The following is a 19,416-nucleotide window of genomic DNA, read 5'->3' as shown; positions in this document are numbered from 1 at the left end:
GGCGGCCAGAAAGCCACCCGCCCCGAATGGGATTCGGTGTCAGGAGACGACGGGCAGGTACACCTTGCTGCCCGCGTCCGCGAACTCCTGGGACTTCTCGGCCATGCCCGCCTCGATGGCGTTCACGTCGGTGAGCCCGTGTTTCTCGGCATACTCGCGCACGTCCTGCGAGATACGCATGGAACAGAACTTCGGACCGCACATGGAACAGAAGTGGGCGGTCTTGGCGGGCTCGGCCGGGAGGGTCTCGTCGTGGTACTCGCGGGCGGTGTCGGGGTCCAGCGAGAGGTTGAACTGGTCGGTCCAGCGGAACTCGAAGCGGGCCTTGGACAGCGCGTTGTCGCGGTCCTGGGCGCGCGGGTGCTGCTTGGCCAGGTCGGCGGAGTGGGCGGCGATCTTGTAGGTGATCACGCCGACCTTCACGTCGTCACGGTTGGGCAGGCCCAGGTGCTCCTTGGGCGTCACGTAGCAGAGCATCGCGGTGCCCGCCTGCGCGATGATGGCCGCGCCGATGGCCGAGGTGATGTGGTCGTAGGCCGGTGCGATATCGGTCGCCAGCGGGCCGAGGGTGTAGAACGGAGCCTCTTCGCAGAGTTCCTCCTCCAGCCGCACGTTCTCGACGATCTTGTGCATGGGCACGTGGCCCGGGCCCTCGATCATCACCTGCACGCCATGGGATTTCGCGATCTTGGTGAGTTCGCCCAGCGTGCGCAGCTCGGCGAACTGGGCTTCGTCATTGGCGTCCGCGATGGAGCCGGGGCGCAGGCCGTCACCGAGGGAGAAGGTGATGTCGTACTTGGCCAGGATTTCGCACAGCTCGGCGAAGTTGGTGTACAGGAACGATTCCTGGTGATGCGCCAGGCACCACGCCGCCATGATGGAACCACCGCGCGAGACGATGCCGGTGACGCGCTTGGCGGTCAGCGGCACGTAACGCAGCAGCACGCCGGCGTGCACCGTCATGTAGTCGACGCCCTGCTCGGCCTGCTCGATCACGGTGTCGCGGTAGATCTCCCAGGTGAGCTTGGTGGGATCGCCGTTCACCTTCTCCAGCGCCTGGTAGATCGGCACGGTGCCGACCGGGACGGGGGAGTTGCGCAGGATCCACTCGCGGGTCTCGTGAATGTTCTTGCCGGTGGACAGGTCCATGATGGTGTCGGCGCCCCAGCGGGTGGCCCACACCATTTTCTCGACCTCCTCGGCGATGGAGGAGCTCACGGCCGAATTGCCGATGTTCGCATTGATCTTCACGGCGAACTTCTTGCCGATGATCATGGGCTCGGATTCGGGATGCATGTGGTTGGCGGGTATCACCGCGCGACCGGCGGCGACCTCGTCGCGGACCAGCTCGGCCGGCACGCCCTCGCGCGCGGCGATGTAGCGCATCTCGTTGGTGATGACTCCCTGGCGGGCCCAGTTCAGCTGGGTCGGCGGGCCGTCGACCTGCGGCTTGTCCCAGGTGTCGCGCAGCTTGGGCAGCCCCGCGTCGAGATCGATGGTGGCGGTCTCGTCGGTGTACGGACCGGAGGTGTCGTACGCGTCGAAGTGCTCGCCATTGGTCAGGTTGATGCGCCGCACCGGAACCCGCAGGGTCGTGCCATCGGCCTCGACCTGCTCGTAGTGCTTGACGCTGCCCTCGATGGGACCGGTGGTCACGGTGTCGACCGGTGTGGAGTTGCTCGGGACGCGACTGGATGACATGGGTGAATCCTCCCTACGCCGGCATTACCCGGTCAGGTTCATACGGTCGACGGCCCACTAGCCGTCCTCTCAGCCCGCTGGTGCGAGCCCCCGTTGGCATACGTACTTTTCCGCAGCCGACCATACCCGCCCCCGGGGCGCCGAGTCCCCGGGACCGTGGAATATACGATCCGGTCTGCTCAGTGCTCCCGGGGTCCGATGGGCAGGCCGAGCGCCCCGGAAGCGGCGTTCAGTTCGATCTCGGTGTGTGGCGAGCGCGGCGAGGCTGCCGCGCATGGTGACCACATCGTCGGTGTGGCAGCCGGACGGGCGGCCGCGCCCGGGGCGAGGCGGGACCTGATCCAGTTGAACGCGTCGGCCATGCCGAGGGTGGTCAGGGTCAGATGCTCGCTGAGGTCGGAACTGTTGCGAGACCAGTGGTCGACCATGAGAAGTGTTGGCCCCCTCCGGAATCGCCACCGTGGTGGCCCCGACCGCCGGCTGTCCGAACAGGTCGGTGGTGCGGTACCGCGGCTGCCGCGACCGCACGTGCACCGGCAGCCCCTTCATCGACGTGACGGCGGTTGCGGCACGGCAACCAGTTGCCAGCAAGATGTCTTTCTGAAATGAGCTTGGCTATCGTTTAGTCATGTCCCGCAGCAAATCTGCCGCGCCGACCGACCGGACTCCCGTGCGGCGTCGCATCCGCGGCCTGGACGCTGACGAGCGCAGCGCCCAGCGTCGCCGTCAGCTGCTCACGGCCGCCGCCGAACTCTTTGCCCGGCAAAGCTATTCGGGCACCTCGATCGAGCAGATCTGCCAGCGCGCCTACGTCGGCACCAAGGGCTTCTACGATCACTTCGACAGCAAGGAAGCCTGCTATACGGCCCTGCTGGAACAGATCACGACGGGCATCCAGCAACGCGTGTCCGAGGTCGCCGCCGACACCGCCGGCGCCGACTGGCCGACCCGCCGCAATGCCGTCATCGCCGCCTTCGTCCACGCCATCGCCGACGACTCGCGCCTGGCGAAGGTGACCTTCGGTGAGGCGGGCGGCATCTCGCCCGCCGTCGAGGCCATGCGCCGCTCCAACCGCTACTGGTCCGCCGAGTTTCTGAAACGACAATGGCTGCAAGCTGATCCGCAGGAGTCGCCGCGCATGCCGGCGCTGGCCCTCGCGACCATCGGAGGCATGTTCGAACTCGTCGCCGAATGGCTGCACCACCACGACGACGGTGGCGCCCCCGACTCCGTCGACACCCTCATCGCCGACCTGGAGCAGTTCGTCAACGTCATCGACGCGGGCCGCACCGCCTCCCCCTAGCCACGGTCCGCGATCACCGCCCGCGCGGGTCCCGCACCGTCAGGGGGCGGCGCTCACCACGCGGTCGTCCTCGACGGCAAGGGGTCCGGTCCCGGCATCCTCGGTCTCCGGCGCGGCCGGCTCCTCCTCCAGTCCGATCCGCTTGTGCAGCGCGGCGAGCGGTTTCGGCGCCCACCAGTTGCCGGTCGACATCAGGCGCATGAGGGCCGGGGCCAGCAGCCCGCGGATGATGGTGGCGTCGGAGACCACGGCCAGCGCCAGGCCGATGCCGAACAGCTTCATGGGCGCGACCTCGGAGGTGGCCACGGCCAGCAGCACCACCGCCATCAAACCCGCGGCGGCGGTGAAGATCCGGCCGGTGCGGGCCACGCCGAGGGCCACCGAGCGAGTGTTGGCGGCCGGGCCGCGATCGGAGGCCAGCCACTCCTCGCGGATACGGGACAGCAGGAAGACCTCGTAGTCCATGGACATGCCGAAGGCCAAGCAGAACATGAGGATCGGCATGAACAGGTCGAGGCTGCCGGTCGAGGTGAAGCCCAGCGGGCCGGACAGGTGACCCTGCTCGAAGACCCAGATCATGGCGCCGAAGGTGGCGGTCAGTGACAGCATGTTCAGCAGTAGCGCCTTCACCGGGAGCACCACGCTGCCGGTGAACAGGAACAGCAGGATCAGGGTGATGACGGCGATGAGCCCGGCCGCCAATGGGATTCGGCTGATGACCGAGTCCATGGTGTCCTTGTTCAGGGCCGCCGCGCCGCCGAACAGCACCTCGCCGGGAGCCGGGATGGCCCGCAGCTCGGCCAGCTGCTGCTTGCCCGCGGCGGAATAGGGCGCGACCTTGGTGCCGACCGAGAGGTAGGCGCCGTTCGGGCCGGCCATCTGCGGGACGCCGGCCGCGACGCGCTTCCCGGTAGCCGGGGCGCCCTCGGCGGGCGGAATCGCCAGGTAGACGCCGTCGCTGGACAGCACCGCCGCGACGCCCGGCACCTCCGACAGGCTCTTGGCGTACGCGCCGATTTCGGTGGTGGTGCCGTGGAATTCGGGCAGCACGATCACCGCGCTGGCGGCCATATCGGCATTGAAGTCCTGCCGCAGCGCGTCACCGACCTGGCGGCTGGACGCGAAGGTGCCGATCACCCGATCGTCGGGTGTGCCGAAATGCGCCTTCAGGAAAGGGGATCCGAGCGCCAGCAGTGCCGCCGCGGCGATCACCGCGACCGGCAGCGCCCGCCGCATGACCCCGGTGACCAGCCGATACCAGAAGGTCTGCTCGACCGGTCTGGGTGCGGGCTCGCCGCGTCCGAGCAGGCGGCGCACCGGTTTCCGCAGATCCCAGGCATTCACCCGACCGCCGAGCAGCATCAGCGCCGCGGGTAGCAGCAGCACCGACGCGCCCACGGCCGCGACGACGACCGCGACGCCGGCGTAGGCGAAGGACTTGAAGAACGGTTGCGGGAACACCGCCAGCGCCGCGAGAGCCAGTGCGACGGTCAAGCCGGAGAACACGACGGTCCGGCCCGCGGTCTGCACCGAGCGCAGAATGGCCGCCCGGGTATCGCGGCCATTGGCCAGCTCCTCGCGATATCGGCTGACAATGAACAGGCTGTAGTCGATGGCCAGGGCCAGCCCCAGCGCGCTGGTCATGTTCAGCGCGAAGATCGACACATCCATGACCGTGGTCAGCCCGCGCAGAATGCCCAGCGTCGCCGCGATCGCGAACAGGCCCACGCCGACCGGCAGCAGCGCGGCGATCACACTGCCGAACACCAGCACCAGCAGCAGCGCCGACACCGGCACCGCGATGGCCTCGGCCAGCAGCAGGTCCTTCTCCACCTGGTGATTGATGTCGGCGAAGGAGCCCGCCATGCCGCCGACCCGCACCCGCACGCCGTCGTGGTCCCCGTTGAGCTGGTTCGACAGGTCGGCGGCCCGGTTCTGCACCTCGGTGTCGGTGCCGGTGACCGTGGCCATGATGAGCCCGCGCTGCCCGTCCTTGCTCTTCAGCGCGGCGGCCAGATCGGGCCGGGCGGCGAGGCTGGTCCAGTACGACTGCACGCCGGTCACGGCCGGGTCCTGGCTCAGCTCGTCGGTGACGCGCTGCGCCTGGTCGCGCACCTCGGGGTTGTTGACGCCCCCGTCACCGCTGACCATGACGATGAGGTTCGGGTTGCCGCCGGGGAAGTTCTTCGTGATGAAGTCATTGGCGCGCACCGACTCCAGCGAGTCGGTCAGGTAGCCGCCGCCGACCATGTGGGACTTGACGGTGGCACCGAAGCCACCGCACACGAGCATCAACAGGAGCGCGGCCACCAGGACGGCGCGCGGGCGTGCCATGGCGAACCGGGCAGTACTGGTCAACATGGACGCCACCCTCCGAAGTCTTCAGACGTTCGGAACGGTAACGTTCCTGATCTACCGGTCGGTAGGGTCCGTGACCATGGTCATGGCGATAGCTGATGGCTATGGGTGGGTAGTGTGCGGGTAGGCAAGGGTCTCAGCCCTTCACGATTCGCCCGCGCACCTCGCCCAGTTCCAGGTGGCCACCCCCGACGGCCGGCGCCGTGGCCGTGATGACCACCTCGTCGCCGTCCTGGAGGAAGGTGCGCTGGACCCCATTGAGCTCGATGGGCTCGGTCCCGCCCCAGCTCATCTCCATCAGTGACCCGCGCTCGGCGCGGTCGGCCCCGGAGATGGTGCCGGAGGCGAAGAGGTCGCCGGTGCGGGTCGAGGCGCCGTTGACCGTCAGGTGCGCGAGCATCTGTGCCGCCGACCAGTACATCCGCCGGAACGGGGGAGTGGAGATGAGTTGGCCGTTCCACTCGACCCGCAGCTTGATATCCAGCCCCCAGGCCGTGTCGTCCCGGAGATAGGGGAGCGGCTCGGGATGCTGCGGCGGTAGTGGGATCCGCGCGGCGGCCAGCGCGTCCAGCGGAGTCACGAACGCGGACAGGCTGGTCGCGAAGGACTTGCCGAGGAACGGGCCCAGCGGTTGCCCCTCCCAGGCCTGGATATCCCGGGCGGACCAGTCGTTCACCAGCGCCACCCCGAAGACGTGCTCGGCGAACTCGCCGGTTCCGACGGGTGTGCCGAGCCGCGAGCCCGCACCCACCACGAAGCCCAGTTCGGCCTCGATGTCGAGGCGGCGACTCGGTCCGAAATCCGGTGTGCCGGAATCGGTCCGGCGCTGCCCGTGCGGCCGCACGACCTCGGTGCCCGACACCACCACGGTGCCCGCGCGCCCGTGGTACCCCACCGGCAGATGCCGCCAATTCGGCAGCAGCGGTTCTCCGTCCGGCCGCAGCATCCGGCCCATGGCGGTCGCGTGATCGAGGCTGGCGTAGAAGTCGACGTAGTCGCCGATCTGCACCGGAAGGTCCAGCCGCACCGCCCGCACCGCATGAACCGCCGCCGCGGGCAGCTCCGAGTCGGCCGCCGCACGCACCTGCTCGCGCACCTCCCGCCAGCACTGCGGGCCCTGGGTCATGAAGGCATTGAGGCTGGGCTGCGCGAACATCGGATCATCCAGCGCCACCGCCAGATCGATGATCGAATCGCCCAGCCGCACCCCCACCCGTGGGTCCCGGCCCAGCGGGCGGAACACGCAGTAGGGCAGGTGAGCCGGGCCGAAGCCCGAATCCGCGGGGACCTCGATGTGCACCCGACTGTTCATTTCCACACCACCCGGTCCCCTGTCGCCAACCCCTGCACCGTCACGCCACCCGGACTCAGATCCACTCGGACGGCCCCCGTCCCGACCAGGTCCAGGCATACCGGTCGTCCTCGCACGCCAGCGCGCCCTCGCCCAGCTGCAACGGGTGGAAGGTGTCCACCATGACCGCCAGCTCGTCGAAGAAATCGATGCCGATACTGCGCTCGTAGGCTCCCGGCTGCGGCCCGTGCGCGTACCCGCCCGGATGCACCGACACCGAGCCCTGCCCGATCCCGGATCCCTTGCGCGCCTCGTAGTCTCCGCCGCAGTAGAAGAGGATCTCGTCGGAGTCGACATTCGAGTGGTAGTAGGGCACCGGAATCGACAGCGGGTGGTAGTCCACCTTGCGCGGCACGAAATCGCAGATCACGAAGTTCTGCCCCGCGAAGGCCTGATGCACCGGCGGCGGTTGATGCACGCGCCCGGTGATCGGTTCGAAGTCGGCGATATCGAAGGTGAACGGATACAGGCAGCCGTCCCAGCCCACCACGTCGAAGGGGTGGGTGGCGTAAACCATGCTGGTGCCGACGATCTCACCGGCGGGACGATGCTTGACCAGCACCTCCACATTCTCGCCGTCGCCCTGCGTCAACTCGGTAGGCCCGTGCAGATCCCGTTCGCAGTAGGGCGAGTTCTCCAGGAAATGGCCGTATTTCGAGAGATACCGCTTCGGCGGGGTGATGTGCCCGGAGCCCTCGATGACGTAGGCGCGCAACGGTTCCGGTCCGTCCGGAATCCAGCGGTGAGTGGTGGAGCGCGGCAGCAGCACCTGATGTCCCTGCCGCACCGGCAGCGTCCCGAAGACGGTTTCCACCCGCCCCGACCCGGATTCGATATAGACCAGCTCATCACCGATGGCATTGCGGTACAGCGCCGATTCCCGCAGCGCCGCCACATAGGAGATGCGCACATCGGTATTGCCCAGCAGCAGCCGCCGCCCGGTCACCACATCGCTGTCGGCCGGCTTGTCGCCGAGGAACAGTTCGTGCAGCTTCAGATGCCGGTGCCGCAGTGGGTGATTCGGGTACAGACGCTGTTCGGGCAGCACCCACACCGACGAATCCACAATGGCCGGAGGCAATCCCCGGTGATACAGCAGCGAGGAATCGCCGGAGAAGCCCTCTTCTCCCATCAGCTCTTCGTAATAGAGCCGGCCCTGCTCATCCCGATGCTGCGTATGCCGCTTGGGCGGCACCGAACCAACCTGCCGATAGAACGTCATGGCGGCCTCCCGCTGACCGATGGTCCCTTTCCCATCGTAGCCATCGGATAACGGGAGAACCCCGGATTCCCGGGCGTGGCGCCGGGCCGGTCAGGCGTGGCGCAGCGCCCGATACACCGCCGCGCCGACGAATTCGCCCAGCGTGTCCGGGGTCCATTCGCCCGGATCGGTGAGCAGCGTGCGCACCGCGCCCTCGCCTGCCGACACCCACAGTTCGACCAGGGCCGGCAGCTTGTGTTCGGCATGCGCGGTGCCCCAGGCCTTCAGGGTCGGGCGCAGCCGGCGGGTGCAGCGCTCGACGGCCAGCAGCCGGCCCTTGCCGAACGAATCCGCCACGGCCGGATCGGGATTGCCGTACAGCAGGCGCCAGGTGTCGGGCCGCTGGGCGACGGTGTGCAGCAGAGCGCGGAAGCCCGCCACGAAGACCGCCTCGTCGGCTTCGACCCGGCGGCGCGGCAGCGTGTCCAGCACGCCCTGGATGAGGTAGTCCTCCTCGCGCCGGATGAGCGCTTCGAGGAGTTCCACCCGATCGGCGAAGCAGGCGTAGACGACCGGGCGGGTGACCTTCATACGGTCGGCCACGGCGGCGATGGTCACCGCCGCGATGCCGTCGGCGACGGCGATCTCGAGCGCGGTGTCGAGCACCTGCGGGCGGCGGCGTTCGGGACCCAGATGCCGCGCGCGCTGGCGTGGTCGTATCGCCGAATCGGTGCCCATGCGCACCGACGATAGCAGCGGCCCGAGGGTAGGGAATGGCAGGTTGCGGCCGGTCACGAGCACATGCGAGCCGGGGTTACCGCGAATCCGGGTGACGGTTACTCCGGCGCAGGCCAAGGAGCTGGTTCGGCGGCGGCTCCCGGTCCGGTGCATAACGGCGGGGTTAACTTTTCGGGATCCGACCCGGTCGGATGAGCCTTTTCGGGTAAAGAGGCGTACCTACGCTTGCGTAACAGGACGGGCGTACGGCAACCTCGCCTTGATCTTCGAGATCTTCGATCAGATATCGCTATCGCTCGACCAGTTCACACTCAGCCGAGGAGGCCCTTCCGTGTCCCACTACAAGGCGAACCTACGAGACATCGAGTTCAACTTGTTCGAAGTTCTGGGCATCGGGGAACTGCTGGACCAGGGCGCCTACGGCGACCTCGACAGCGACACCGCGCGGGAAATGCTCGCCGAGGCCAAGCGCCTGGCGGAAGGGCCGATCGCCGAGTCGTTCGCCGACGCCGACCGCAACCCGGTCGAGTTCCTCCCGGATCAGCACACCATCACCGTGCCCGAATCGCTGAAGAAGACCGTGGCCGCGGTCAACGAGGCCGGATACTCGGGCCTGGGCATGAACGAGGAGATGGGCGGCGTGCCCGCGCCGAACGCGCTCATCTGGAGCATCCAGGAAATGCTGGTGGCCGCGAACAACTCGGCCTCCTTCTTCAACATGGGCCCGCTCATGCACAAGGTGCTCTTCAACGAGGGCACCGAGCAGCAGCAGCGCTGGGCCACCCACGCGTGGGAGAACCGCTGGGGCGGCACCATGGTGCTCACCGAGCCCGACGCCGGCTCGGATGTCGGCATGGGCCGCACCAAGGCCATCGAGCAGCCCGACGGCACCTGGCACATCGAGGGCGTGAAGCGCTTCATCTCCGGCGGCGACGTGGGCGACACCGCCGCCAATATCTTCCACCTGGTGCTGGCCCGCCCGGAGGGCGCCGGCCCCGGCACCAAGGGTCTGTCGCTGTTCGTGGTGCCGCGCTTCCTGTTCGACACCGAGACAATGGAACTCGGCGCCAAGAACGGCGCGCTGGTCACCGGCGTCGAGCACAAGATGGGCATCAAGTCCTCGCCCACCTGTGAGATCACCTTCGGCGGCGACATCCCGGCCGTGGGCTACCTGGTCGGCGGGGTGCACAACGGCATCGCGCAGATGTTCAAGGTCATCGAGAACGCGCGAATGATGGTGGGCACCAAGGCTGCCGGCGCGCTGTCCACCGGCTACCTGAACGCCCTCGAGTACGCCAAGCAGCGCGTGCAGGGCGCCGACCTGACCCAGATGACCGACAAGGCCGCGCCGCGCGTCACCATCACCCACCACCCGGACGTGCGCCGCTCGCTGGCCGTGCAGAAGAGCTACGCCGAGGGCCTGCGGGCGCTCTACATGTACTGCGCCTCGTACCAGAACGCCGATGTGGCGCAGGCCAATTACGGCGTCGACGCCGAGCTGGCCGAGCGGGTCAACGACCTGCTGCTGCCGATCGTCAAGGGCTGCGGCTCCGACCGCGCCTACGAGTCGCTGACCGAATCGCTGCAGACGCTGGGCGGCTCCGGCTACCTGCAGGACTACCCGATCGAGCAGTACATCCGCGACTGCAAGATCGATTCGCTGTACGAGGGCACCACCGCCATCCAGGCGCAGGACTTCTTCTTCCGCAAGATCATTCGCGACAAGGGCGTGGCGCTCGCGCACGTCGCGGGCCTGATCCAGCAGCTCGTCGACGGCGGCCCGGACCAGTTCAAGATCGAGCGCGGACTGCTCGGCGCGGCGCTGGCCGACGTGCAGGCCATGGCGGCCACCCTCACCGGCTTCCTGATGGCCTCCCAGCAGGAGATCGACGAGCTCTACAAGGTCGGCCTCGGTTCGGTCCGATTCCTGTACGCCGTGGGCGATCTCGTCATCGCGTGGCGACTGCTCGAGCAGGCCGCCATCGCGCAGGCCGCGCTGGACCGCGGAGCCGACGAGAAGGACAAGTCCTTCTACACCGGCAAGGTCGCTGTCGCCTCCTGGTTCGCCAAGAACAAGCTGCCCCTCCTCAGCGGCGTCCGCTCGGTCGTCGAGAACCTCGACAACGACATCATGAAGCTGGACGAAGCGGCCTTCTGATCCGTCGGAACACGAACCGGCCCCGCACCTTCCGGTGCGGGGCCGGTCCTGTCGACGGGTGGGGGCAGCGGCGGTCACGGTGATGTCGACCGCGGGCAACCGGAATCAGTCAGGCAGCGCACCGCGCTGCGCCCCCGCCGACGGGCTCCCCGAGGCGGTGCCGCCCACCGCTCTCCGTCGCGGCGGGAAACACGTCCGTCGGCGCGTCCAGGGCGGCGTGCAGGCGAGCGCAGAAGGCATCGATGGTGCCGTAGCGCGTGAGGATCTCGGCGAGCAGCCGGTGCGTAGTCGAGCCTGTCGGATTGTTCATCTCGCCCCTTCGATGTCCGCGACCGGCCGGAGCCGGTTCTGACCGGCATTCTGCACGAGATAGTCGACTGTGTAGCTACTTTGGGGATATCTGTGACTTTCTGTGCCGCGAGCACTCTCGGTTTGTGCCATCGGCGCAGGATCCGTGCCGCTCCAGCGCCAGATCACAGTACTGTTCACGATGGGTGAACACAGTGGGGAAATGCGGCGTTGCTCGGGATTGGTTACTTCGCCGCACTCCTGATTCGGATTGCTCTCCGGGGGAATGGTCTCGGCCCCGGAATCCGGTGCACTGCTTCGCCAACCCCGGGCGGTGCGCCATGCGCGGAAGTCGCTCGACGGCCGGGTGGATCGGCACCGCAGACTCCTACGATCCACCCGGTTCGGGAAACGGGCTCTCCGACACGCACATTCGAGCTATGACCCGCGGTGCGTGTCGTTCCCAGCGGGTACAACTACGGCATGGTCTACCCGGTTACCTTCGGCTGGATCCAGATTCTGCTGCTGGTGCTCGGCATCGCGGCGATCGGATTGCTGGTCACAGCCGTATCGAAGGCGCGCAAAGTCGGCTGGCGGGCGCTGGCCGGCCGGGGCGCGGGAGCGGCCGGGCTGGTCCTCGTCGCCGTCGTCATCCTCTGGATCACCACGCTGCTGCAGACCTTCCTCGGGCTCACCGGGGAAGTGAAGGCGGCGCACATCGAAGCCAAACCCGTTGCGGGGCAGGAGCACATGATGACGGTGGAACTCACCCTCTACGGCGACTCGGGGCACGGCGACCAGCACCAGACCTACCAGGTCGAAGGCGACATGTGGGTGCTGCAGGCCAATATCGTGGAGCTCGAATCGTGGGTGAACGCCCTCGGCTTCCACTCCGGATACAAGGTGACCCGGCTCTACGGCCAGCGCCTGGACGGCATCGCCACCAAACAGAACCAGATCTTCCTCAATGGCGGCGACGCCGACTTCTTCCAGGACATGAAGAATCGGTCCTGGTACACACAGCCTTTCGTGCGCTCGGCCTACGGCAACGCGGTCATCGCCACCGCGGGCGCCTACGACGTCTTCATCTCCCGCGACGCCATCAAGACCCGGCCCGTCTAGCCGGCGAGCTCGGCCACCACGGGCGCATGATCACTGGCGCCCTTGCCCTTTCGCTCCTCGCGGTCCACGTTCGCCTCGATGACACGGGCCGACAGCGCGGGCGAGCCCAGGATGAAATCGATGCGCATGCCCTCCTTCCGGGGGAAGCGCAGCTGCGTGTAATCCCAGTAGGTGTAGACGCCGGGGCCCGGGTGGAAGGGCCGCATCACGTCGGTGAAACCGGCCTCGCCGAAGGCGTCGAAGGCGTCGCGTTCCGGCTCGGACACGTGCGTCTTGCCCTCGAAGAACTCCGGTGACCAGACATCCAGATCGGTCGGCGCGATATTCCAGTCGCCCACCAGCGCGATCTGTGCGTCCGGATCCTCCGACAGCCACTTGCTGCCCGCACCGCGCAGCGCCGCAAGCCATTCCAGCTTGTAGGCGTAGTGCGGATCGTCCAGCGCGCGGCCATTGGGCACGTACAGGCTCCACACCCGGACCCCGCCGCAGGTCACGCCGATCGCGCGCGCCTCCACCACCGGCGCGCTCAGTAGCGACTCCCCGGCGTCCTTGTCGAATCCGGGCTGATCCGGGAAGCCGATCTCGACATCCGCGATCCCGACCCGGGAGGCGATGGCCACGCCGTTCCACTGGTTGTGGCCGACGTGCGCGACCTCGTAACCGGCCGCCTCGAAGGCCTCGAACGGGAACTGCTCGTCCTTGCACTTGGTTTCCTGCATGGCGAGCACGTCGATATCGGCGCGGTCCAGCCACGCCAGCACCCGATCCTGCCGGGTGCGAATCGAATTCACGTTCCAGGTAGCGATGCGCACGAGCGGTGAACCTTTCCGAACCAGTGTCTCTCGAATATGGATGGCGCGCGATCAGGGCGCGGCGTACCGGTAGCCGTGGTGCTCGACGAACCCCATCTCCTGATACAACGCCAAGGCGGCGTCATTGTCGGCAGACACCTGTACATAGGCGTGCGTGGCCCCGTGCGACTGCCCCCAGCGGATTATCTCCGCGCACACCAGCGCGCCGAGCCCGTGCCGCCGATGCCCGGCCGCCACCGCCACGCAGGTCAGGCCCGCCCAGCGGCGGCCGTCCGGGGCCGTGGTGACCGCGATCCGGCCGATGGCCAGCGGGGTCGGCAAACCCAGTGTCGCGAATGCGACCTCGCCGTCGCGCACCGCCGTGAGCACATCCACCACCGGGGTCGACCCGAGTTCGGCGTCCCCGCCGCGATGCCGGTGCATGGACAGCCACGCCCCGTCCGGATCCTGGGTGAAGCGGACCATCGGCGGTCCGGACGGCAGCGCCATGGTCTCGATGTCGACGGCCAGCACCCGGGTCTCGTTCCAGCTGCGCCAGCCCGCGGGCGCGGTGGCCAGCCGGTCGGGCAACTGGAACTGCGCGGGCAGCCCGTGCGCGGCGTACCACTCGCCGATCCGGTGCAGGGTTTCGGTGTCCATCAGCGCGGGTCCGTCCGTACCGCCCAGCGGCACCGCGGAATTCGCGCGATTGGTGTACCCGTCCCCGGCGCGCAACAGCCAGCCGCCGATCCAGGACCGGTGCATGCCCGGCCAGCCGTCGGCCGCGGCCGCCTCCAGGGAACGGATCTCGCTGGTCCGAATGGGCCTGGGCCCCAGCGGTTTCCAGGCCACCACTTGATCCCGGGCGATGGAGACCACCTGGCCGTCGGCGGTGCGCACGGTCAGCGGATCGGTGGCGGTGAGTTCGCCGATCACATCCGTCAGCGGTTGCGGATAGCCCGCCGGCAGGCGGTAGCGAACCACCACCCGCTTACCGATCGGCGGGAGCTCGGAATCGGTCATACCCGATCAGTCGTCGAGATCGTCGTCGTCGTGTCCGAAGGGATCCGGCACGGTGCCCGGAACCCAGCTCAAACCCGGCTTGCCCCAGCCGTTTCGCTTGATCGACTTCTTGGCGGCTCGGGCATTGCGGCCCATCAGCACGTCGACGTACAGGAACCCGTCCAGGTGCCCGGTCTCGTGCTGCAGCATGCGAGCGAAGAAGCCGTGGCCCTCGAGCTCGACCGGCGCCCCGTGCTCGTCGGTGCCGGTGACCTTCGCCCAGTCGGCGCGGCCGGTGGGGAACTGCTCGCCGGGAACCGACAGGCAGCCCTCCTCGTCGTCATCGGGATCCGGCATGGACTCCGGGATCTCGGAGGTCTGCAGCACCGGATTCACGACGCAGCCGCGGCGGCGGGCCATCTTGCCGTCCGCGGTGTCGTCGGGGCAGTCGTAGACGAACAGGCGCGGCGACGCCTCGTCCTCGTCCTTGATGATGACCTGGTTGGCGGCCAGGCCCACGCCGTTGGCGGCGTCCATGGTCTCGTACATGTCCGCGATCAGCTCGGCCAGCTCCTCCGGGGACTGCGTGACCGGAGTGGTCGCGCGGTGCAGAACCGGGTCGCCGACAATGCGAATCGGGAGAATAGCCATGCTGAGCAGCCTACTGGGTGATTACCGGGCTGCTCACGGTGCCCGTGGGCGGGGGCCGGCGCCCGGCGACACGCCGTGGGCTTCGGCACAGAACACGCCGAACGGTACGCATCGGGAGCGGTCTCGCGCGTGGTTGAATGAGCGGCGACCACAAGCACCATATTCGTCTGGTGACCACTCGGCGAGGGAGCACTATGGACAGCGCAGCGGCACGCGACATTCCCGCAAGCGAGGACGGCCCTTCCGACGAGGATGGCACACACGGGCTTTCCCGCCGCGAGGTCGACATTCTCGACTTCGAGCGCAAGTGGTGGAAGTACGCCGGTGCGAAAGAGGAGGCCATCCGTGAGCTCTTCGACCTCTCGCCCACCCGCTATTACCAGGTCCTGAACGCGGTCGTCGACAAGCCGGAGGCGCTCGCCGCCGACCCGATGCTGGTCAAGCGCCTGCGCCGGCTGCGCGCCAGCCGCCAGAAGACCAGGGCAGCACGTCGTCTCGGTTTCCAGGTGTGACCCGCATCCGGAAGGTGAGGCAGCTCCCACCGTCGCGTGCGTCCGCGCTTGATCCCGCGCGGGCGCCCCTTCACCCATTAGGCTCGACGCCGTGAGCAACCCGAATTCGTCGGCCGGCGGTCCGCCGCTGCGGGCCCTGGCGATGGTCCTGATCGCGCTGGCCATCGTGTTCGCCGGGCTGGGCGCGATGTCGCTGTCGAGTTCGGACTCGTCGAGCAGCAGCGCCGACTCGACAAGTACCGCCGCGTCCACCACCACTGCGGCACAGCAGAATTCGGCCCAGGCCACCACCGCCTCGGCGGTCGTGCCGACCACCACCGCGGCGCCGGCCACGACCACCCCGCCCGCGCCCACTACCACCACCGCGGCCGCGGGCGTCGACAAGACCGTTCCCGTACGGGTTTACAACAACGGCACCGTGGCCGGCCTGGCCAAGAAGACCGGTGACCAGCTCACCTCCGACGGTTTCAACGTGACCGAGGTGGGCAACTACCCGAACGGCGTCATCCCGAAAACGACCGTGTACTACGGCAGTTCGCCCAAGGAACAGGCGCTGGCCCAGGCCATCGCCGCCGAACTGGGCTGCGCGGCCGAACCCCGATTCCCCGGCATCTCCGACTCGCCCACGGGCGTCATCGTCATCGTCACCGGCAACTGAACAGCTGGTGGTCCAGGCGCCATAATCGCAGCTGGCACGGCATCGAGGCGCCGCTCGAAAGAAACCGCGCGGCCCCTCCACGGAACAGACGCACGGCTCTGGCATCATCTTGTCCGGTACGAACTATGTCCGCCCTGCTTTCCCGATAAACTCGGACTCGTAAAGGAGTTCCCCGATGGCCTCGTCCTCAACTCGTCGCCCGTCCTGGTGGACTGTTGCTCCGGTGCTCGCGGTCGCGGCTCTGGGACTCACCGCCTGCTCCAACAGCCAGGAATCGAGCGACGTCAAGGGGACGACCCCGCCGGTGTTCACCAGCTCGCCCGCGCCCGCGGGCAGCGCCCACAACACCGAGGGCGGCAACGCCCCCGAAGACTCCTCCAGCGTCACGCTGAAGGATCCCAGCGGCGGCACTGTCGGAACCGCCACCATCGCCAAGGTCGGCAACCATCTCGAGGTCACCGTCGAAGCGCACGGCCTCAAGCCCGGCTTCCACGGCCTGCACTTCCACAGCGTCGGCAAGTGCGAGGCCAATTCCGCGCCGCCCGCCGGTGGCGCCCCCGGCGACTTCCTCTCGGCCGGCGGCCACCTGCAGGTCGGCGAGCCGAACGCACACCCCTCCAGCGGTGACCTGACCTCGCTGCAGGTGCTCAAGGACGGCACCGGCAAGCTGGTCACCACCACCGACTCCGTCACCCTGGACGAACTCAAGGGCAAGGCCCTGATCATCCACGCCGGTGCCGACAACTTCGGCAACATTCCCACCCGGTACGCGCCCGCACCGGATGCGGACACCCTAGCGACCGGCGACGCGGGTGCGAGGGTCGCCTGCGGCGTCGTCGCCTGAACTCTCTCGAGGTGAGCAATGGCCGGGGCAGGCAGAACGAAGGTCCACTTCAATTCATCGCCCCGGCCCACGCTCGGCGTGGAATGGGAGATCGCGCTCGTCGACAAGCGCACGCGCGATCTGTCCAACACCGCCGCAGCGGTTTTCGAAGCCTGCGGTGATCTGCGCGCCTGGGACGGCACCCCGCAGATCACCAAGGAACTGCTGAAGAACACCGTCGAACTCGTCTCCGGCAAGCACGACACCGTGAGCGAGGTGGTCGACGAACTGCGCGCCACCCAGGACACCGTGCGCCGCGCCGCGGACCAGGTCGGCGTCGACCTCTTCTGCGCCGGCACCCATCCCTTCGCGCAGTGGTCCACCCAACAGCTCACGCGCAGTGCGCATTACGACGAACTCATCGCGCGCACCCAGTGGTGGGGCCGCCAGATGCTCATCTGGGGCGTGCACGTGCACGTCGGAGTCTCCCACCCGGACAAGGTCTTCCCCATCCTCAACGGCCTGCTGCGGTCCTATCCGCATCTGCTGGCGCTGTCCGCCTCCTCACCCATGTGGGCAGGCGTCGACACCGGATACGCCAGCAACCGGGCGCTCATGTTCCAGCAGCTGCCCACCGCCGGACTGCCCTTCCAGTTCGAGAACTGGGACCAGTTCGAGGGTTTCGTGCACGACCAGATGAAAACCGGTGTGATCGAACAACTCGGTGGCATGCACTGGGACATCCGGCCCGCGCCCAAGTGGGGCACCATCGAGGTCCGCGTCTGCGACGGCACCCCCACCAAGGCCGAACTGGCCGCCATCGTGGCGCTGATCCACTGCCTGGTGGTGGATCTCGACCGCCGGGTGGAATCCGGCGAGACCATGCCGGCCATCCTGCCGCCCTGGCATGTGCAGGAAAACAAGTGGCGCGCAGCGCGATACGGGCTCGACGCCATCGTCATCACCGATGCCGACAGCAATGAGCGGCTGGTCACCGACGACCTGATGGAAATGCTCAACCGGCTGGAACCGACCGCCAAGAGCCTCGGCTGCGAGAACGAGCTCGCCATGGTCGCCGACATCCCGAAGAAGGGCGCGTCCTATCAGCGCCAGCGCCGGGTGGCCGCGGCCACGCATGGCGATCTGGTCGCGGTCGTCGATTCCCTGGTCCACGAACTCGAATACTGACGGGCGCCTCGCCCGGCAGTCGCGAACAGTCTTGCGCGGCTGTGATTTCGATTACGACCGGAACCGTACGGTGTACGCGTGGCCAGCAGCGATGCCGTGCTGACCGGGGCCTGTTCATCTGCGGAGATGGGCGGCGTTCAACTACTCACCGAGCTGGCGTTCATGCGGCGTTTACTATGGCTGGATGCTGCTCGACGATCCGTACTCCCGAATCGGCGGCGGGGCACGCCGATACGGGTTGCGGATGCCGTCGCCGCGCGCCGGTGTGACCGCCGCGCTGTCCATCGGTGCGGCGCTGCTCATCGTCCTGCAGATCGTCGCATCGCACCACCATTTCACCGGTCCGCTCGAGAGCATCTGGGCCGACTTCGCGGGTGACGCCAAATCCTTCACCGTGCCGTGGGCCGGACTCGGGCTCGCGCTCATCGGACTGAGCTGGCAACGGCGGTTCATCGCGGTCGGTGCGGCACTCGGCCTCGACCTTGCGTACCAAGCGGTTCGGACGTTGTCCGGCGGACCGCTCGCCATGGGCAACGGTCCCGTGCTCGTCCTGCTCGCCATCATCGGGCTCGCGCTCTGGAAGTGGGAGGGCAAGGACCGCCGTAATGCGCTGCACGCCGCGGCGCTCGGCATTCTGCTGGTGCTGTCCAGCAAGGTCGCCGACGTCTGGCTCGGCATCACCGTGCTGGCCGGGCCCCGGGTACTCGACGAACACGTCGTGCTGGTGGACCACGCCCTCGGCGACCCGTCCTGGATGATGGGCCAGCTGCTGAACTGGCTGCACCCCATCGCTTCCGCCGTCCTGCACTGGGTCTACATCGAACTGCCCGTCGGCGCGATGATCGTGACCATCTGGCAGCTGCGCAATGTGGTGCAGACAGGGGAGTGGCCGCGGCACTACCTGGTGCGCACCTTCCTGGTGCTCGGCCTGATCGGGCCGCTCTTCTACGTCGCGTTCCCCGTCGCCGGGCCGATGTTCGCGTTCGGCGCCGACGGGCACGCCTTCTCCCTGGGCGCGTACTGGCCGAATTTCGTGCCGCCGGTGGACCTCGCGCCCGGCTCGATCGCCTTCGACCACTACACGCCCCGCAACTGCATGCCGTCGCTGCACACCGCGTGGGCGCTGTCGATCTTCATCCACTCCCGCCGCGACCCCTTCACCGGTGCGCCCGCTCCCGTCTGGCTGCGCTGGGGCGGGACCTTCTGGCTCCTCGCCACCCTGGCGGCCACCCTCGGCTTCGGCTACCACTACGGCGCTGATCTGGTCGCGGGTGCGGTGCTGTGCCTGACCATCGAATCCGCGCTGCGCGCACCGGAACGCGGCTGGGACCGCACCCGCATGCAGCTGGTGTCCACCGGGGCGGCGCTCTTCGCCGGGCTGCTGCTGTCCTACCGGTACCTGTCGACCGGCTTTGCCGAGCACCCGGTGCCCGCCGGCATCGTCGTGCTGGGCCTGCTGGCGGGGTATGTGACGGCCTTCTATCGCTCCTGGTTCGGCGACGCCGTGACCGAGGCCCCCGCCGCTCTCGAATCCGCGGTGCGCGCCTGACCGGTCGCCGGGCCCGGCGCTT

18 protein-coding genes and 1 riboswitch are annotated in these 19,416 nt (G+C 68.0%); of the genes, 8 read left to right on the top strand and 10 right to left on the bottom strand.

Annotated features, from left to right (window positions below; all coding sequences use genetic code 11):
- Window positions 1-39 precede the first annotated feature (39 nt).
- Together thiC and ON33_RS28720 are read right to left on the bottom strand one after the other, a co-directional pair.
- Complete coding sequence (gene thiC, locus ON33_RS28725; protein ID WP_051152975.1) at window positions 40-1,701, bottom strand: phosphomethylpyrimidine synthase ThiC; 1,662 nt, start codon at window positions 1,699-1,701, stop codon at window positions 40-42.
- Window positions 1,695-1,805, bottom strand: a riboswitch (TPP riboswitch). Its footprint overlaps the gene before it by 7 nt.
- A gap of 75 nt (window positions 1,806-1,880) precedes the next feature.
- On the bottom strand, window positions 1,881-2,129 hold the full coding sequence (locus ON33_RS28720) for a hypothetical protein (protein ID WP_040862243.1): 249 nt from the start codon (window positions 2,127-2,129) through the stop codon (window positions 1,881-1,883).
- Between the two features lie 200 nt (window positions 2,130-2,329).
- On the opposite strand from ON33_RS28720, the gene ON33_RS28715 reads away from it, so the two are divergent.
- Window positions 2,330-3,004, top strand: coding sequence for a TetR/AcrR family transcriptional regulator (locus tag ON33_RS28715; protein ID WP_051152973.1), 675 nt, complete (start codon window positions 2,330-2,332; stop codon window positions 3,002-3,004).
- A 39-nt stretch (window positions 3,005-3,043) separates the two neighbouring features.
- On the opposite strand, the gene ON33_RS28710 is transcribed toward ON33_RS28715, so the two are convergent.
- The 4 genes from ON33_RS28710 to ON33_RS28695 form a co-directional block, all read right to left on the bottom strand.
- Window positions 3,044-5,365 carry an MMPL family transporter gene (locus ON33_RS28710; RefSeq protein WP_051152971.1) on the bottom strand — a complete coding sequence of 774 codons (2,322 nt, stop codon included), beginning with the start codon at window positions 5,363-5,365 and terminating at the stop codon, window positions 3,044-3,046.
- A 133-nt stretch (window positions 5,366-5,498) separates the two neighbouring features.
- Complete coding sequence (gene fahA / locus ON33_RS28705; RefSeq protein ID WP_040862242.1) at window positions 5,499-6,674, bottom strand: fumarylacetoacetase; 1,176 nt, start codon at window positions 6,672-6,674, stop codon at window positions 5,499-5,501.
- A 55-nt stretch (window positions 6,675-6,729) separates the two neighbouring features.
- On the bottom strand, window positions 6,730-7,935 hold the full coding sequence (locus ON33_RS28700) for a homogentisate 1,2-dioxygenase (protein ID WP_040862241.1): 1,206 nt from the start codon (window positions 7,933-7,935) through the stop codon (window positions 6,730-6,732).
- Window positions 7,936-8,025: 90 nt separating this feature from the next.
- A complete protein-coding gene (locus ON33_RS28695) occupies window positions 8,026-8,652 on the bottom strand; it encodes a TetR/AcrR family transcriptional regulator (RefSeq protein ID WP_040862240.1) in 627 nt (208 codons plus the stop codon).
- Between the two features lie 331 nt (window positions 8,653-8,983).
- Between ON33_RS28695 and ON33_RS28690 the strand changes: the two genes are divergently transcribed.
- Complete coding sequence (locus ON33_RS28690) at window positions 8,984-10,810, top strand: acyl-CoA dehydrogenase (protein WP_040862239.1); 1,827 nt, start codon at window positions 8,984-8,986, stop codon at window positions 10,808-10,810.
- Window positions 10,811-10,919: 109 nt separating this feature from the next.
- Here ON33_RS28690 and ON33_RS28685 read toward each other — a convergent pair whose 3' ends face one another.
- Window positions 10,920-11,120 (bottom strand): hypothetical protein, encoded by a 201-nt coding sequence (locus ON33_RS28685; RefSeq protein WP_040862238.1) that lies wholly within the window; start codon window positions 11,118-11,120, stop codon window positions 10,920-10,922.
- 461 nt (window positions 11,121-11,581) lie between these two features.
- On the opposite strand from ON33_RS28685, the gene ON33_RS28680 reads away from it, so the two are divergent.
- Window positions 11,582-12,220, top strand: a complete 639-nt coding sequence (locus ON33_RS28680) for a hypothetical protein (protein WP_040862269.1) — start codon at window positions 11,582-11,584, stop codon at window positions 12,218-12,220.
- On the opposite strand, the gene ON33_RS28675 is transcribed toward ON33_RS28680, so the two are convergent.
- Genes ON33_RS28675 through ON33_RS28665 form a run of 3 tightly spaced genes read right to left on the bottom strand, consistent with a single transcriptional unit; the run spans window position 12,217 to window position 14,664 of the window.
- Window positions 12,217-13,032, bottom strand: coding sequence for an exodeoxyribonuclease III (locus ON33_RS28675; RefSeq protein WP_040862237.1), 816 nt, complete (start codon window positions 13,030-13,032; stop codon window positions 12,217-12,219). The genes ON33_RS28680 and ON33_RS28675 overlap by 4 nt on opposite strands.
- A gap of 51 nt (window positions 13,033-13,083) precedes the next feature.
- Window positions 13,084-14,034 carry an N-acetylglutamate synthase, CG3035 family gene (locus ON33_RS28670; protein WP_051152969.1) on the bottom strand — a complete coding sequence of 317 codons (951 nt, stop codon included), beginning with the start codon at window positions 14,032-14,034 and terminating at the stop codon, window positions 13,084-13,086.
- A 6-nt stretch (window positions 14,035-14,040) separates the two neighbouring features.
- Window positions 14,041-14,664 carry a peptide deformylase gene (locus tag ON33_RS28665; protein WP_040862236.1) on the bottom strand — a complete coding sequence of 208 codons (624 nt, stop codon included), beginning with the start codon at window positions 14,662-14,664 and terminating at the stop codon, window positions 14,041-14,043.
- A gap of 194 nt (window positions 14,665-14,858) precedes the next feature.
- Here ON33_RS28665 and napA point away from each other — a divergent pair, with 194 nt between their 5' ends.
- The 5 genes from napA (at window position 14,859) to ON33_RS28640 (ending at window position 19,394) form a co-directional block, all read left to right on the top strand.
- Window positions 14,859-15,176 carry a nucleoid-associated protein NapA gene (gene napA, locus ON33_RS28660; protein ID WP_040862235.1) on the top strand — a complete coding sequence of 106 codons (318 nt, stop codon included), beginning with the start codon at window positions 14,859-14,861 and terminating at the stop codon, window positions 15,174-15,176.
- Between the two features lie 91 nt (window positions 15,177-15,267).
- Window positions 15,268-15,834, top strand: coding sequence for a LytR C-terminal domain-containing protein (locus ON33_RS28655; protein WP_040862234.1), 567 nt, complete (start codon window positions 15,268-15,270; stop codon window positions 15,832-15,834).
- Between the two features lie 175 nt (window positions 15,835-16,009).
- Window positions 16,010-16,678 carry a superoxide dismutase[Cu-Zn] gene (gene sodC, locus ON33_RS28650; protein ID WP_040862233.1) on the top strand — a complete coding sequence of 223 codons (669 nt, stop codon included), beginning with the start codon at window positions 16,010-16,012 and terminating at the stop codon, window positions 16,676-16,678.
- Window positions 16,679-16,696: 18 nt separating this feature from the next.
- On the top strand, window positions 16,697-17,845 hold the full coding sequence (locus ON33_RS28645; protein WP_040862232.1) for a glutamate--cysteine ligase: 1,149 nt from the start codon (window positions 16,697-16,699) through the stop codon (window positions 17,843-17,845).
- Window positions 17,846-18,029: 184 nt separating this feature from the next.
- Window positions 18,030-19,394, top strand: coding sequence for a phosphatase PAP2 family protein (locus tag ON33_RS28640; RefSeq protein WP_040862231.1), 1,365 nt, complete (start codon window positions 18,030-18,032; stop codon window positions 19,392-19,394).
- The last annotated feature ends 22 nt before the right edge of the window (window positions 19,395-19,416 follow it).

It is taken from the genome of Nocardia niigatensis NBRC 100131, from assembly GCF_000308655.1.
Lineage (GTDB): Bacteria > Actinomycetota > Actinomycetes > Mycobacteriales > Mycobacteriaceae > Nocardia > Nocardia niigatensis.
This window is presented reverse-complemented; position numbering and strand designations above follow the sequence as displayed.

Excerpts from the sequence above, each read along its gene's own strand:
- thiC (WP_051152975.1), bottom strand. The coding sequence starts at position 1,701 with ATGTCATCCAGTCGCGTCCCGAGCAACTCCACACCGGTCGACACCGTG.
- ON33_RS28720 (WP_040862243.1), bottom strand. The coding sequence starts at position 2,129 with ATGGTCGACCACTGGTCTCGCAACAGTTCCGACCTCAGCGAGCATCTG.
- ON33_RS28715 (WP_051152973.1), top strand. The coding sequence starts at position 2,330 with ATGTCCCGCAGCAAATCTGCCGCGCCGACCGACCGGACTCCCGTGCGG.
- ON33_RS28710 (WP_051152971.1), bottom strand. The coding sequence starts at position 5,365 with ATGTTGACCAGTACTGCCCGGTTCGCCATGGCACGCCCGCGCGCCGTC.
- fahA (WP_040862242.1), bottom strand. The coding sequence starts at position 6,674 with ATGAACAGTCGGGTGCACATCGAGGTCCCCGCGGATTCGGGCTTCGGC.
- ON33_RS28700 (WP_040862241.1), bottom strand. The coding sequence starts at position 7,935 with ATGACGTTCTATCGGCAGGTTGGTTCGGTGCCGCCCAAGCGGCATACG.
- ON33_RS28695 (WP_040862240.1), bottom strand. The coding sequence starts at position 8,652 with ATGGGCACCGATTCGGCGATACGACCACGCCAGCGCGCGCGGCATCTG.
- ON33_RS28685 (WP_040862238.1), bottom strand. The coding sequence starts at position 11,120 with ATGAACAATCCGACAGGCTCGACTACGCACCGGCTGCTCGCCGAGATC.
- ON33_RS28680 (WP_040862269.1), top strand. The coding sequence starts at position 11,582 with ATGGTCTACCCGGTTACCTTCGGCTGGATCCAGATTCTGCTGCTGGTG.
- ON33_RS28670 (WP_051152969.1), bottom strand. The coding sequence starts at position 14,034 with ATGACCGATTCCGAGCTCCCGCCGATCGGTAAGCGGGTGGTGGTTCGC.
- ON33_RS28665 (WP_040862236.1), bottom strand. The coding sequence starts at position 14,664 with ATGGCTATTCTCCCGATTCGCATTGTCGGCGACCCGGTTCTGCACCGC.
- napA (WP_040862235.1), top strand. The coding sequence starts at position 14,859 with ATGGACAGCGCAGCGGCACGCGACATTCCCGCAAGCGAGGACGGCCCT.
- sodC (WP_040862233.1), top strand. The coding sequence starts at position 16,010 with ATGGCCTCGTCCTCAACTCGTCGCCCGTCCTGGTGGACTGTTGCTCCG.
- ON33_RS28645 (WP_040862232.1), top strand. The coding sequence starts at position 16,697 with ATGGCCGGGGCAGGCAGAACGAAGGTCCACTTCAATTCATCGCCCCGG.
- ON33_RS28640 (WP_040862231.1), top strand. The coding sequence starts at position 18,030 with ATGCTGCTCGACGATCCGTACTCCCGAATCGGCGGCGGGGCACGCCGA.